Below are 13,435 nucleotides of genomic sequence, written 5' to 3' on the forward strand. Positions count from 1 at the left end.
TGCCTGTCTTTTTATATCCGATAAGTTTTTAATAGCTCATATAGCTAGCGGGTTCATAACCGCTATGGGACACCTGGTTATTACCATAACCAAGGTACTGGGGAGAGTATTGTGTTCCGAATTGCGGCAGTCATACCCTTATTTATAGGATACGAAGATCAAAACGGATATTAAATTTAAATAAATTTATCAAGTCCATAAAGGATTCAGAGTTAAGGTTAAGCCAATTTTGAATAATTATGTTAATGGCTTGGAACAGACCATGGTTTAGGGTTCAATGCCATTTGTATTTGGCCTTGTCCCCTGACTTGACCAATTTATACCGTTGACAGCGAATTTAGCGTACCTTTGCAATGAAGACTGACAAAATCAGTACCCATATGAGTTTCAATGAACTAAAGCTAAGCACACAGCTATTAAAAGCTATTGCCAAAAGAAATTACGAATCCCCCACCCCAATACAGGAAATGGCCATTCCCTTGGTACTAAAAAATAGGGATGTAATTGCCTCTGCCGAAACCGGAACCGGTAAAACTGCGGCCTTTTCCCTTCCAATACTTCAACTGTTGTTGAATAAACAAGGGGCTTCGGCGAAGAAAAAAAGGATAAGGGCCCTTATAGTTAGTCCCACCAGGGAACTGGCCCAACAAATACATGAAAGCTTTACGGCATACGGGCAATTTACCCCCCTAAAATCGGGTGTGGTATACGGAGGAACGGGCATAGAACCACAGCTAACCATGCTCAAAAAAGGGATCGATATCTTGGTCGCCACGCCAGGCAGGCTATTGGACCTTCATAAGCAGGATATGGTTCACTTGGACCATGTGGAAACATTGGTATTGGATGAAGCCGATTTAATGTTGGATATGGGGTTTATAGACGATGTAAAAAAAATAGAACGTTTGTGCCCATCGGAAAAACAAACCCTGCTCTTTTCCGCCACCATGCCCTTCAAGGTAGTACAGTTGGCAGACACTATTTTGAAAGATCCGGAAAAAGTAGCCGTATCACCCACCTCCTCTGCTGCGGCCACAGTGATGCAATTCCTGTGCTATACACCCAAACCCAACAAAATTGAATTATGTCTATACCTACTCAGAAATACCATTAAAGGTAATATTCTCATCTTTAGGCGTACCAAATACGGGGTAGACAAATTGGAAAAAACGCTGCTTAAAAATAATTTTAAGGTTGAAACCTTACACGGTGATAAATCCCAGGCAGAGCGACAGGAAGCCTTGCGGAAATTTAAGAATAAGGAAACCAATATTCTTGTAGCCACGGATGTGGCCGCACGAGGACTGGATATAGATGAATTGGACGCGGTTATAAACTTTGACCTGCCCAACATTCCTGAAACCTATGTACACCGTATTGGAAGAACGGGAAGGGCCGGCAACACAGGAACAGCCTATGCGCTGTGCTCGGCAGACGAAAAGGGGTATTTGGCCAGTATACAAAAACTGATGCAAAAACAATTGGAGGTGATAGAAGACCACCCCTACCCTTTAGACCCAAAGGCCAAGCCCCAGGTACACAAAAGAAAAGGCAGCAAATACAAAAAAGGCAGGAAATCTGCAGCTTCCAAAAAGAAAAAGAAACGCTGGTATTAAATTAAAAAGTGCGCTAGAAAAATATTGTGTCGCCCATTATCGGGCAGGGCCCCATTATTTGAAACCACATCAATTCATTACCTTTGCAAATCAATACTAGTAGATACATATGGATAAAAAGATTATTGCCCCTTCCCTACTGGCAGCCGACTTTGCCAACTTACAGCGCGACATAGAAATGGTGAACCAGAGCGAGGCGGACTGGCACCATATTGATATTATGGATGGTGTTTTTGTTCCTAATATTTCCTTTGGTATGCCTGTCCTCAAGGCAATTTCTGCACACGCCAACAAAACTTTGGATGTGCATCTAATGATCGTTGATCCAGATCGCTATATAAAAACCTTTGCCAAACTGGGAGCTGACAGGCTTACCGTACACTATGAAGCCTGTCCCCACCTGCACCGTACCTTGCAAGCCATTAAAGCAGAAGGAATGATGGCCGGAGTAGCTTTAAACCCACACACCAATGTGAGTCTCCTTGAGGATACTATCAACGACATAGATCTGGTATGTGTAATGAGCGTTAACCCAGGCTTTGGAGGGCAATCGTTTATAGACAACACCTATGACAAGGTTAAAGCCCTAAAAGCCCTAATAGAAAGGAAAGGAGCCAAGACCCTTATTGAAATAGACGGCGGGGTTAGCTCGGAAAATGCCAGGCAACTGGTAGACGCTGGAGCCAACGTACTGGTAGCCGGAAGTTTTATATTTAAAAGTGAGCAACCTGCGCAGACCATAAAAGAACTTAAAAACTTAATAGCATAATGAAGATTTGGGATATAGTGATAGTAGGTGGAGGACCCATTGGTATTGCCTGTGGCCTGGAAGCCAAAAAACTGGGATTGTCTTATATTATCCTGGAAAAGGGATGTATTGTTAATTCTCTCTATAACTACCCTCAAAACATGCAGTTCTTTTCATCGTCCGAAAAACTGGAAATAGATGGTATTCCCTTTATCAGTATTGAGGCTAAACCAAAAAGAAACGAAGCCTTGGAGTATTATAGACGCATTGTTACTTCCAATGACCTCAACATATCCCTATTTGAAAAAGTAAACTCCGTTACCAAAACAGATGGAAATTTCCAAATCACATCGGATAAGAATAAGTACCTTGCCAAGAACGTAATTGTAGCTACGGGCTTTTATGACCTACCCAATAAGATGAACGTCCCTGGTGAGGATTTAAAAAAGGTATCCCATTATTACAAGGATCCACATTTTTATTCCAGTCAAAAATTGGCCGTTATCGGGGCTAGTAATTCTGCCATAGATGCTGCTTTGGAGTGCTACCGTAAAGGTGCCGAAGTATCCCTAATAATTAGAGGTCCTGAGGTTGGGAAACGGGTAAAATACTGGGTAAGACCCGATATAATCAACAGGATTGAGGAAGGCAGTATTAAAGCCTACTACAATAGTACTGTTAAGGAGATTACAGAGAATCATATTACAATAAAATCGCCCCAAGGAACAACCAGCCTTGAAAACGATTATGTACTGGCCCTAACGGGATATATGCCCAATTTTGGATTTTTGGAAAAAATGGGCATCCACTTGTCCCAGGATGAAAAAAAACTCCCGCAATATAATCCTGAGACTATGGAGACCAATATTGAGAATTTATATTTGGCAGGGGTAATATGTGGCGGAATGGAAACCCATAAATGGTTTATTGAAAATTCGCGTATCCATGCCTCTATGATTATGGATAATATTAAAAAGAAGTTGTCCTCCAAGCTCAGTTTTTCCAATAGTTAAAATGAAAAAGTTGGTGAGGCGTGCCTAATATGGAAATAAAAAGAATGAAATAGCGGGCAATACCCCAATTGTATTGGGACAGTAAAAATTAAAAGTAGGTATTGGCATCCCGCTTTCTTTTATATGATAATGTATTGACCAATTCCCCTCCAGGGTTGATACCTCTTTAACAAATATTAACTAACTTCTTCTATTACATCATCTTTAACCATCCAATATATTCGTATTTTTAATATTGGAAGGCCAACCTCATAATAACAGTTCAAGAGATTCTTATGGAAACTGAAAAACTGGAAAGAGAGTTGGAAAAAATTCACGCAACATTGATAAAGAAGGAGTCGGTTGCCGTTAGGATTGGTGCATCCGTACATCCACTATATATCAACAGTGCCAAAAACCTATATCGTTATTTACTTTTACGGAGCAAGGACATAAGAAAAACCCAGAATGCCCTATCCGAGTTGGGCATATCTTCTCTAGGGACTGGGGCCGGGTATGTATACTCAAATGTATTTGCCGCCCTAAAGCTTGTAAAGCTAATAAATGGCAAGAGATGGAAAGCCAATAAGCAGATAGAAACTTTAAGTTTTAGTGATAGCAAGGCACTTTTAGTACGACATGCCAATTTACTTTTCAATACAGAAAGCCTCGTCCGCGACACGGAAATCATGGTTACCATGCAGGACGAACTGAACAATAGCAAGAAACAAATCAGAAAATTAGCTATGGCCGGTATGGGTATTGCCAGAATAAACCTTAGTCACGGAGACCCAAAGATCTGGAAAAAGATACTCCACAAAATCCATGTTGCCACCCCAGCAGGATACCGGCCCACCCAAGTTTATATGGATCTCCCAGGTCCAAAAATTAGGATAGACACCATTTATCATAAAACGGGCAAAGGGACAGATTTAGAGACCCTTCCGTATGTAAAAATTGGCAAGGGCACCCATATACTGCTGATTAAACACCCCTCTGTAGCAATGTCCCTAGAGGACAAAAACCCACAACTTAGTGTTGCCCAAATTTTAGTTGAGGTCTCACTACCACAAATTATTAAGGGCTTACAAGAAGGGCACTCAGTATTCTTTGATGATGGAGCTATTGAAGCCGAAGTGGTTTCCTCCTCCAATGTTGCCGCATTGCTGTTAGTTAAAAAATCTCGCAAAAAGAAGTTACGCCCCAGTAAAGGCATTAATTTACCACAAACCAATCTAGAGCTTCCCTCCCTAACAAAGGAGGATTTGGAACTCCTTCCCTTTATAAAAGCCAACGCCCAATTAATGGGGTATTCATTTGTACAGACCGCAGAAGACGTTGCGCAATTGTATGAGGAGCTAAATAAAATTGGAGATCAGGATACAGGGGTCATTTTCAAGATCGAAAACAGTAAGGCTTTTGAAAATTTGCCCTCCATCTTGTTAAAAGCCATGCAAAGACCAAAGGTTGGGGTGATGATTGCTAGGGGCGACTTAGCGGTAGAGGTTGGTTTTGAGCGTATCTCCGAGGTTCAGAACGAGATACTTTGGCTATGTGAGGCTGCACAAATCCCCGTTATATGGGCCACCCAAGTATTAGACAGCCTAGCCAAAAAGGGCATGGCCACCAGGGCCGAAATTTCAGATGCCACTATTAGCGCACAAGCCGAATGTGTAATGCTCAATAAAGGACGTTATATTTTGGAAGCTACTAAAACCCTAAGAAATGTGTTAAGGCGTATGGAAGCGCATTCCCAAAAATCCAAGAACACCCTGCGTGCCCTGAAAGTAGCAAAAACAGGCTTAAAAAATATTCACAAGGAATATGCTGTATAACAAAAAACCGTCTATACTGGAAAGGCCACGCATACCTTACACCCAGGTCCTGTTAATCTAATTTAGCTAACGGCTTTATCTTACAATACCACAAACAAAAAAGTTTTGTTCTATTAGAAATTATATAAAGAAAATTACCAATAGCCCAAATTGCTTAGTTAGCCATTATAGTCCCCCTTTTAATCCATATAAAATGAAATATTTGCAATTTTACTTGGTTTTATTCACAACAATTTCCTTATCAACTTCCTGCCGCAACAGTCAAAAAACCAACCGCAATGATCTGGTTACGGTTAATGTTTCTAAAGCAAATTTTAATGATGATGTTACCATAACAAAGGTTCCCTGTACACTTTCCGATGGCACAAAAACCGAATGCTACCAAATAGCAACCAACAGTACCCCAACAGACCATCAAATGGGTCCATGGTGTCCAGACCACATAACCGACAGTGCGAAGGAAGGGGGTATATGGCTCAGTGACGGTGAGGTATACGACGTTGATGGTGCTTTTGTACAAAACCTTGCTGAATTCTATAATGACACCACCTGGGAAATGTATGATGAAGAAGGAAATATTTACATCACGGATACCAAAGAAGATTGCAATAATGCTGCCAATCCAAATGTAGGTGAGGAGTACAAAAATTTTTGTGTGGAATGTATTCCGGCATATATCACCAATGTAACGCAAAGTTATTTAATCCCAATAAGACCAGTACCGCAAGATGAACTTACCTTATTTTCCAGAGGGCCCAGAGGAGGTGGTCCCGGTGCTGATGGACCCAGCCCTCCGGATGGCGCAGGTCCGCCAAGGGGTCCTGGAGATCATAATGGCGGTGATAGACCTGGAGGTCGTGGTGATGATGGCCCTCCCGGCAGACCAAATGGCAACCAAAATCCAATTCCTTCCACCAGGGGAATTGCATTGAATGGTGTGGAATTTTCCGCTCCCGCCCCGGTCAACAATATTTTGAGCGCCTACACCCTGGCCCCTTTTGACGATGCCGGTGGACATATAAATGTACACCAAGGATACCATTACCACACTACCACTGGAATGAACAGGACCATTGCTCAAAATGATGGTCATAGCGGCTTGATTGGATACGCAATGGATGGACATGGTATATACGAACGATTGGACAAAAACAACATTGAACCTGCCGATTTGGACGAAGCAAGAGGTCATTATGATAAGACTAGAGGTTACCATTACCACGTAGACGCTTCGGGAAACAACAACTTCATTAACGGTTTAAAAGGTGCTTATGCAGTGGATTAATGGCTTGGCAAAAAAACTGATCCCATGCATTTTAGCCATAATATCCTATTCCTTTGTTTTTGCCCACTCCCCTTCCAACTCCAGCTCGCTGCTGATTGAAGGAGAAAACGGAATGTGGATGCTGCAAATACGGTCGGCACTCACCGCTTTGGAACAAGAGGTCCATACCAGATTTTCAGCGGACAGCTACAAAACACCTGAGGAATTTAAAAACCTGGTAGCCGAAATATTACAAAAGGACCTATCCTTATCCTTTGAAAACTCCCCCCACATAGCCTTAAAAAAACCGCAAATAAAGCTCGGACACGAAACCCTTGTGGTATACCAATTTAAAGGCCCTGAACAACTAGACAGCTTTATTTTTAGAAATGAATCGTTCAGAAATATTGCCAATAGTAAGAACGTTTTATTTGTTGTAAAAAAAGGGATAGATAAAAACCAGTTTACACTGAACCGGCACAATAATTTCGAAATTCGATTAGTGGCCGATGGAAACAATTATAGAATCTTTGGGCCTACTCAAGAATCTAAAATCAAATATGCATGGTTTGTTGCTGGTCTAACGGTCATATTATTGATCATTGTGGTCCTTGGGTATAAAAAAAAGCTGAAGCCTACAAACTATACAACTAATGGCAGCTAAATTCAATGTTTCTCAACGATCTATCAACTTTTTTCAAGCATAAGTTTAAAGCAGCAAAAACCCTCCCCCATGGGAGATTTATGAAGTGCCTCTAAATTACGGACAGTACCTTATAAGACAGAAATACAATACACAGAAAGGCCGCGATCAATGGAAGTAAAAACTTTCTGTTCCCCCAACATTTCTTACCATAATCTTTAACTGCCAACTTCGACTGCGACAGATTAACCAAGGTAAAAACACTTATAATGACGTAACTGGTAGTATTGGCCAGTTGCACAATAGGTACAAAAATAGCTAGGACCGTAATCCCCAAGGCTATGGTGAGGGTGGCCAGTATAGGGGTACGGTATTTTTTGTGTACTTTATGAAATAATTTTGGGGCATTGTTCTGCCCGGCCATTCCATATAGGACCCTAGATCCCATGATAAGCTGTGCCAACACCCCGTTTAAAACAGCTACCAAACTAATAAGGCTTATACTATAAGCATATTGTTGCCCTTTACTTGCCACTATGTCGGCCATTGGAGCATTGGTGGAAGACAGTTCATCCAGGGGCAAGGACACCACCGCCACCACAGCTACGGCGATATAAAGAAATAAAGCGATGAACAAACTCCCCATAATAGCAATAGGCATGCTCTTTTTAGGGTTTTTGGCCTCTTCGGCCACATTTGCCAAATCTTCAAAGCCTACAAAGGCATAGAATGCCAAGAAGGCCCCTTGAAACACCGCAAATATATCATAGCCAGGTGCCTTAAGGAACATTTGCGAAAATTGGGCAGTAAATTTCTCCATATCGATGCCAGCTACAAAGATCACAAAAATGAGCCCTCCAACTTCAATTAGGGTTACCAATCCAATAACATTTAAGGATTCACCTATACCCCATATGGCCAATAAACACAAAAGTGTCATACTCACTATGATTACCCATGCATCGGTTATTTCAACAAACACGTCCAAATACCCAACAAAACCTTTGAGAATTGCCGCGGCGGAAATGAAGCCTGTAAAAATTACGCCCCACCCAACCAAGGAAGCCAATTGTTTTGAATTGAAAGCCTTATTTACATAGACTATTTCACCCCCACTTTTCGGAAATCGAGGGGTTAGTAAAGAATAGGAGTAAGCGGTTAAACCTGCCAAAACCCCAGCAAGTAGAAATGAAAGTGGAGCCAAGGTTCCAGAATAGCCCGCTACCTTGCCCACCAATACATAAATGCCTGCACCCAACATGGTTCCCACACCATACAATAAAATTTGAATGGTCCCCAGTTGCTTCTTTAGCCCTAATACTTCCTGTTCATCCTTCATACCTTAAAGATTTCTTATAAAGTTAAGGGATTGAAACACTTAGAATACAAAAGGGACATTTTTTTTCCATATGGCAATAGCCCCACTGCAGTTCTAATTACTTTTACAGAATGTGCTAGCTGTCTACCATCCACTCTTATTAATACCCAGATGCAAAGAAAGCGCCTTCGACAACCCCAGCTGTCTCCTACAAACCTCCCATTTAATATACCCTTGCACTACAAAAAAAAAGATAAGGTGACCCCTTATGAAATGTCTTTTATTTTTATAAAAGAATTGCCAATCTCAAGAGTGAGAAAAAATATGTCCAATTAAAATATCCGAACTATTGCGGTAATAATAATCAAAAATTAGACGTTATAAGTATAATATAACCAGAAACATAACTCTATATTTTTGATCTTCATGAGGAAACTATTTTCTAGAATAATCGTCCTAACAATATTTTCAACCGCAGCTTTATTAATTAGCTGCAGTACAGACAACGATGATAACAAATATGCGGAGGTAACTATAAATGAGGGGCCGATTGGTGATATCGGAGGCGATTTTATAGGAAATGGAGGCAACACCTCCGAAACCTTTGAATATCAAAATAGCCTTTCTCGGGCGGAATATAATGCAGATATAACAGCATCAAATGGAGGGATATTCCAAATGATAATCAGGGACGCCGATGAGAACACAGTTTTGGATCGCTCCCTATCTGGGAATAAGGAACCGGATAGTTTTTCAGGTGTAACATCTTCCGGAACAGCTGGCACTTGGACAGTAACCATAATCTTGACTGAATTTAATGGAGATGGCAGCTTTTCTTTAAGTGAAGGGGATTAGTTGGGATCTTACACAAAATTGGCCATATGACATTATCTAACTTTAACCCATAAGAGGGCCGATGTATACTATATTGTTGTTTAATATGAACCTTTCATCACCATGAAATATCTATATACCCTGACAATTGCACTAATATGGACTTCATATAGCTGTTCAAAAAACAATGAGACAACAAAAGACCCAGTAACCGTATCGGATCACCTCAACTATTCCAATATGGAAAATTGGGCTTTTCACCCTGAAAAAAATGGAACCTTATTGAACCATTACAATCTAGACGTAGCGGTAATAAATGAAAACCTACAAACCGATAGCATAATATCCATACCCAACAACTCATCAACAGACACTGGGGTAGACGTATTCTTTGTTCACCCCACCGTTTTATCCCAAATTAACGACCCGCCACAAAACATTGTCCTAGAAGAGCAATCGGAGTTTATGGTTTCTGCAACAATCTTGGCCCAAGCTGGGCTAATGGCCAAATATGGCAGGTTTTTCGCCCCTAGATATAGACAATCAACCGGTACCACCTATAGAACTACTACTTCCAAGGAATTACAAGCATCAATAATCACGGTTTCCTATAATGACGTCAAAGCAGCTTTTATAAATTATCTAACCAACTACAATAACGGCAATAAAATTATATTGGCCGGTCATTCACAGGGATCATTCTTATTGGCCATGCTGTTAAGGGATGTTTTTGACAATAATGAAGACTTAAAAAGTAAATTGGTCACCGCCGCATTGGGCGGGATAGGATATGTCTATGCAGCCCAAGATAGTTATGAAGGGGGGTGGTGGAAAAACATACCTTTATGTACTGCCATGGAGCAATGCGGATGCATTCACAATTGGAGGAGTTTTGATGAGGGGCAATCACTACCGGAAATAAATACAGGCCTGCCAGAATTCAACCCTCATTTAATAGACCAGGGTTTAATATACAGAACCGTTGATCAAAATCAGGATTGGTTTGTGCAGGATTCTGAATACTACGGCTCTGATGTACAGCCTTTGCGGTACTATATTGTTCCAAACCAACAATACAACCTTAGTGAAGATGCCAATTTTATTGCCTTCGACAAGCTTTACAACGTAAGGTTCGCAAGAGAGGGGCCTTTTAAAGTAGGACTAAATGTTGAATTAACTCCAAGTACAAATGATCAAAGGCCGAATGATTTAGCTGATGAATTAAACCACCCCAATTATGACTACTGGGGCTATCACAGAAAAGACTATAACATATATTTATGGGCATTATTGGAACAGATTGATTTAAAACTTCAAAATTGCAAATAATACGGTCAATCGCTAAAGTGATTCTTCATAGGGTCATAAAGTCAGTAATATAAGCTACCATATATCATACCCACAACTGTACCCATGACCATCTATTTTGCCTTGCATAGCCTATATTCTAGATGACATTAATTGGTAAAAAGTCAATAAAACAGTTTCTTTACAGTGTAAAATAATTGGTAAGGGTAATATTGATTTCACCCCCTATTAAACTGAGAGCAAATAATGTATTCAACCCTTTTACCCCTGCATTCTTTAGTACGTTGGATGGTATTGATAAGTTTACTTTTTGCTATTTACCGTTCTTATAATGGCTGGTTTTCCAACAAGGAATTTCTAGGATTTGATAATATGGTCCGACATTGGACAGCTACCATAGCACATATACAGCTAGTTATTGGCCTTTGGTTATATTTTGTTAGCCCTATAACAGACTACTTTATGAATAACCCCCAAGAAGCTGTCCACCTTAGGGAAATACGTTTTTTTGGCATGGAGCACAGCCTGATGATGTTTATCGCAATCGTTGTGATCACTATTGGCTCGGTCAAGGCCAAACGTAAATCAACCGACACCGAAAAATTTAAGACCATGGCAATCTGGTTTACAGCCGGACTACTCATAATATTAAGTTCTATTCCCTGGCAATTTTCCCCGTTAACAAGTCGCCCCTATTTTAGAGCATTTTAGTTGCAAATTTTAAAAAAGGGATATGACATATTTAAACTTTCAAAAAGGCGCATAAGGGCTAAATTATCGGTAATCCTTTGGATCAATTTGGTGGCAATTAAAAAATTAAAAACCTGAATACCCAGTTCTATACCTGACCATTCCCCCCGAGGGAGTCCTGCTGCTGCAAAACAAGGCTATCAAGACGATTACCCTTTGTATATTGAACAAAATTGAAAGTTGGTAACAGTCAATGCTATTTTCCAAAACTTTAGTTTACTCTTTTAAACAACAGCAAACGAAAGTCCATAACCTCATCCCCAGGGATATTAAGCGCCCTTAGTGTTAGATCTCCCTTAGCCTTCTTTAAGCTTATGCGACCCAAGTGCATGGGAATAAAATCCTTAGTATAGGATTCAATCCTGGGATCACGATCTCTTTCAGCCCCTACCAAAGGTGGGTCATGGGCTTTATCCAGAACACCTACTAGGGTACTTTCTCCAAAACGCAATTCAATTTCAGCTCCTAGATTCTGTTCCTTGGCCGTATAATACAATTCAACCTCAAATTCACCATCGGCCAAGACCTCCACATCCCAACTAATATAATCCGATGTACTTATCCAGTTAGTAAAGAAAGTACAGTTTGGGTGTTTGTTGCTCCTTACAATATTACCATGTGCCACTCCATCCCTAGCTGGAATCTGGGTGTACACATAATCAGGATGGCCCAAGGTAAAGGGACGGTCCTCTGCCCCTTTGGATTTTGGCATTACTTCTTGCAACCAATCTCTTTTCAACTGTTTCAAAGAATCTGCAAGCTGTGGAAATTGACTGGATAGATCTTTGGTCTGCCCAATATCCTTGGTCATATCATAAAGTCTATCCTCACTATCCAATCGGTATTCCTGAGTTCTGATACTGGTACTACTACGCCAATGGTTATAGACCACTCTTGGCTGCCAATTGATATCTTCTTCGAATAACAAGGGTTTTAGGCTTTTTCCATCCAAGGGTTTAAGGGTATTGAGGGGTATTTTTGCCAAATCGGTCAAGGTGGGCAATAGATCTATGGTACTTGCTATCTCTGCAATCCGTTTTCCCTCTGGCAACTTATTCTTCCATTGTATGATCAATGGTGAACGCACCCCTCCCTCGTCTGTAGATCCCTTTTTACCACGCATTCCCCCATTCCATCGCCATCCATTGGGGCCGTTGTCCGATAGGTACAATACAATGGTATTATCTTCCAACTCAAGATCTGTCAACCGCTGCATTACACGCCCAACATTATAATCAATATTCTCTACCATAGCCAATGCGGCTCTGCTAAAATTATCATTCTCAACTTCTTCACCATGATACTTGAGCAGCAGTTCCTTATCCTTAAACCTATTCCAATATTTATTGGGTACCTGCATAGGGCTATGGGGGGTATTATAAGGCAAGTATAAAAAGAAAGGGGTGTTGCTGTTTCGGGCCATAAACTCCAATCCCTTATTGGTAAGATCGTCAATAATAAATCCGTCTCCCTTCACTATTGCCCCATTATGTTCCAACATGGGACTAAAATAATTGCCCCAATGTCCGGAAGCGAACCCATAAAAATCATCAAAACCACGAGCATTGGGATGATAGGGAGCTTGCATACCGTTGTGCCATTTACCATAAGCAGCTGTAGCATATCCCACTTCCTTAAAGACTTGGGCTATGGTAGTTTCGTCAAGATTTAGGCGCTCTCCTCCCGAAGAGGTGGAATATACCCCTACTCTGGGAAAATATCTACCTGTCAAAAGTTCTGCCCTAGTGGGTGAGCATACCGGACTTACATAAAAATGATCAAAACTCACTCCTTTCTTGGCCAAGGCATCTATGTTGGGGGTACTAAGGTTGGTATTACCAGTGATCCCCAAATCGCCCCAACCCTGATCATCAGCCAAGATAAGCACTATGTTGGGCTTTTCATTGTACTGTGAATGGGTCGTGGGTTCTGATTTCAGCTTTTCCCCACAGGAAAACTGTATTCCCAGAAGGGAGATAACTGCGCACTTAAAAAAGAAGCACCTCATTGGATAGTTATTTAAAAGTATGGTATTTAGAAGTTTAAGATAAGAAATATATTAACTCCTGTGCCTTTTATCAGCTACCTGAGTTATCTAGGCTCCATGAACCATCTCCAATCAGAACT

At 40.9% G+C, this 13,435-nt stretch carries 11 protein-coding genes; 9 read left to right on the top strand and 2 right to left on the bottom strand.

The genetic code is table 11. From position 1 onward, the window contains the following. Nucleotides 1-380: 380 nt before the first annotated feature. The 6 genes from EHW67_RS11420 to EHW67_RS11445 all read left to right on the top strand — a co-directional run bounded on the left by EHW67_RS11420 (nucleotide 381) and on the right by EHW67_RS11445 (nucleotide 7,119). Nucleotides 381-1,616 (top strand): DEAD/DEAH box helicase, encoded by a 1,236-nt coding sequence (locus tag EHW67_RS11420; protein ID WP_126162620.1) that lies wholly within the window; start codon nucleotides 381-383, stop codon nucleotides 1,614-1,616. 109 nt (nucleotides 1,617-1,725) lie between these two features. Then, entirely contained in the window at nucleotides 1,726-2,385 is a 660-nt protein-coding gene (gene rpe, locus EHW67_RS11425; protein WP_126162500.1) for a ribulose-phosphate 3-epimerase, read from the top strand. After that, nucleotides 2,385-3,377, top strand: coding sequence for a YpdA family putative bacillithiol disulfide reductase (locus tag EHW67_RS11430; protein WP_126162501.1), 993 nt, complete (start codon nucleotides 2,385-2,387; stop codon nucleotides 3,375-3,377). Before rpe ends, EHW67_RS11430 begins: the two co-directional genes overlap by 1 nt. 275 nt (nucleotides 3,378-3,652) lie before the next feature. After that, a complete protein-coding gene (locus tag EHW67_RS11435; RefSeq protein WP_126162502.1) occupies nucleotides 3,653-5,191 on the top strand; it encodes a pyruvate kinase in 1,539 nt (512 codons plus the stop codon). Nucleotides 5,192-5,384: 193 nt separating this feature from the next. Then, nucleotides 5,385-6,476 carry a YHYH protein gene (locus EHW67_RS11440; protein ID WP_238389905.1) on the top strand — a complete coding sequence of 364 codons (1,092 nt, stop codon included), beginning with the start codon at nucleotides 5,385-5,387 and terminating at the stop codon, nucleotides 6,474-6,476. Continuing rightward, complete coding sequence (locus EHW67_RS11445) at nucleotides 6,463-7,119, top strand: hypothetical protein (RefSeq protein ID WP_126162503.1); 657 nt, start codon at nucleotides 6,463-6,465, stop codon at nucleotides 7,117-7,119. Before EHW67_RS11440 ends, EHW67_RS11445 begins: the two co-directional genes overlap by 14 nt. Nucleotides 7,120-7,210: 91 nt before the next feature. Here EHW67_RS11445 and EHW67_RS11450 read toward each other — a convergent pair whose 3' ends face one another. Continuing rightward, nucleotides 7,211-8,437 carry an APC family permease gene (locus EHW67_RS11450; RefSeq protein WP_126162504.1) on the bottom strand — a complete coding sequence of 409 codons (1,227 nt, stop codon included), beginning with the start codon at nucleotides 8,435-8,437 and terminating at the stop codon, nucleotides 7,211-7,213. A gap of 405 nt (nucleotides 8,438-8,842) precedes the next feature. Here EHW67_RS11450 and EHW67_RS11455 point away from each other — a divergent pair, with 405 nt between their 5' ends. The 3 genes from EHW67_RS11455 to EHW67_RS11465 all read left to right on the top strand — a co-directional run bounded on the left by EHW67_RS11455 (nucleotide 8,843) and on the right by EHW67_RS11465 (nucleotide 11,269). Beyond that, nucleotides 8,843-9,271, top strand: coding sequence for a hypothetical protein (locus EHW67_RS11455; protein ID WP_126162505.1), 429 nt, complete (start codon nucleotides 8,843-8,845; stop codon nucleotides 9,269-9,271). 102 nt (nucleotides 9,272-9,373) lie between these two features. Beyond that, the gene (locus tag EHW67_RS11460; RefSeq protein ID WP_126162506.1) at nucleotides 9,374-10,579 is read left to right on the top strand and encodes a DUF3089 domain-containing protein; all 1,206 of its coding nucleotides are present in this window, start codon (nucleotides 9,374-9,376) and stop codon (nucleotides 10,577-10,579) included. A 225-nt stretch (nucleotides 10,580-10,804) separates the two neighbouring features. Further along, a complete protein-coding gene (locus EHW67_RS11465; RefSeq protein ID WP_126162507.1) occupies nucleotides 10,805-11,269 on the top strand; it encodes a hypothetical protein in 465 nt (154 codons plus the stop codon). Nucleotides 11,270-11,519: 250 nt separating this feature from the next. Here the strand turns inward: EHW67_RS11465 and EHW67_RS11470 are convergent, their stop codons facing one another. Beyond that, nucleotides 11,520-13,316, bottom strand: a complete 1,797-nt coding sequence (locus EHW67_RS11470) for an arylsulfatase (RefSeq protein ID WP_126162508.1) — start codon at nucleotides 13,314-13,316, stop codon at nucleotides 11,520-11,522. Between the last annotated feature and the right edge of the window lie 119 nt (nucleotides 13,317-13,435).

It is taken from the genome of Arenibacter aquaticus (assembly GCF_003957295.1).
GTDB lineage: Bacteria > Bacteroidota > Bacteroidia > Flavobacteriales > Flavobacteriaceae > Arenibacter > Arenibacter aquaticus.

Bases quoted from the DNA above. Each gene is read 5' to 3' on its own strand.
- EHW67_RS11460 (WP_126162506.1), top strand. From the start codon at position 9,374: ATGAAATATCTATATACCCTGACAATTGCACTAATATGGACTTCATAT.
- EHW67_RS11445 (WP_126162503.1), top strand. From the start codon at position 6,463: ATGCAGTGGATTAATGGCTTGGCAAAAAAACTGATCCCATGCATTTTA.
- EHW67_RS11440 (WP_238389905.1), top strand. From the start codon at position 5,385: ATGAAATATTTGCAATTTTACTTGGTTTTATTCACAACAATTTCCTTA.
- EHW67_RS11450 (WP_126162504.1), bottom strand. From the start codon at position 8,437: ATGAAGGATGAACAGGAAGTATTAGGGCTAAAGAAGCAACTGGGGACC.
- EHW67_RS11455 (WP_126162505.1), top strand. From the start codon at position 8,843: ATGAGGAAACTATTTTCTAGAATAATCGTCCTAACAATATTTTCAACC.
- EHW67_RS11465 (WP_126162507.1), top strand. From the start codon at position 10,805: ATGTATTCAACCCTTTTACCCCTGCATTCTTTAGTACGTTGGATGGTA.
- EHW67_RS11435 (WP_126162502.1), top strand. From the start codon at position 3,653: ATGGAAACTGAAAAACTGGAAAGAGAGTTGGAAAAAATTCACGCAACA.
- EHW67_RS11470 (WP_126162508.1), bottom strand. From the start codon at position 13,316: ATGAGGTGCTTCTTTTTTAAGTGCGCAGTTATCTCCCTTCTGGGAATA.
- rpe (WP_126162500.1), top strand. From the start codon at position 1,726: ATGGATAAAAAGATTATTGCCCCTTCCCTACTGGCAGCCGACTTTGCC.
- EHW67_RS11430 (WP_126162501.1), top strand. From the start codon at position 2,385: ATGAAGATTTGGGATATAGTGATAGTAGGTGGAGGACCCATTGGTATT.
- EHW67_RS11420 (WP_126162620.1), top strand. From the start codon at position 381: ATGAGTTTCAATGAACTAAAGCTAAGCACACAGCTATTAAAAGCTATT.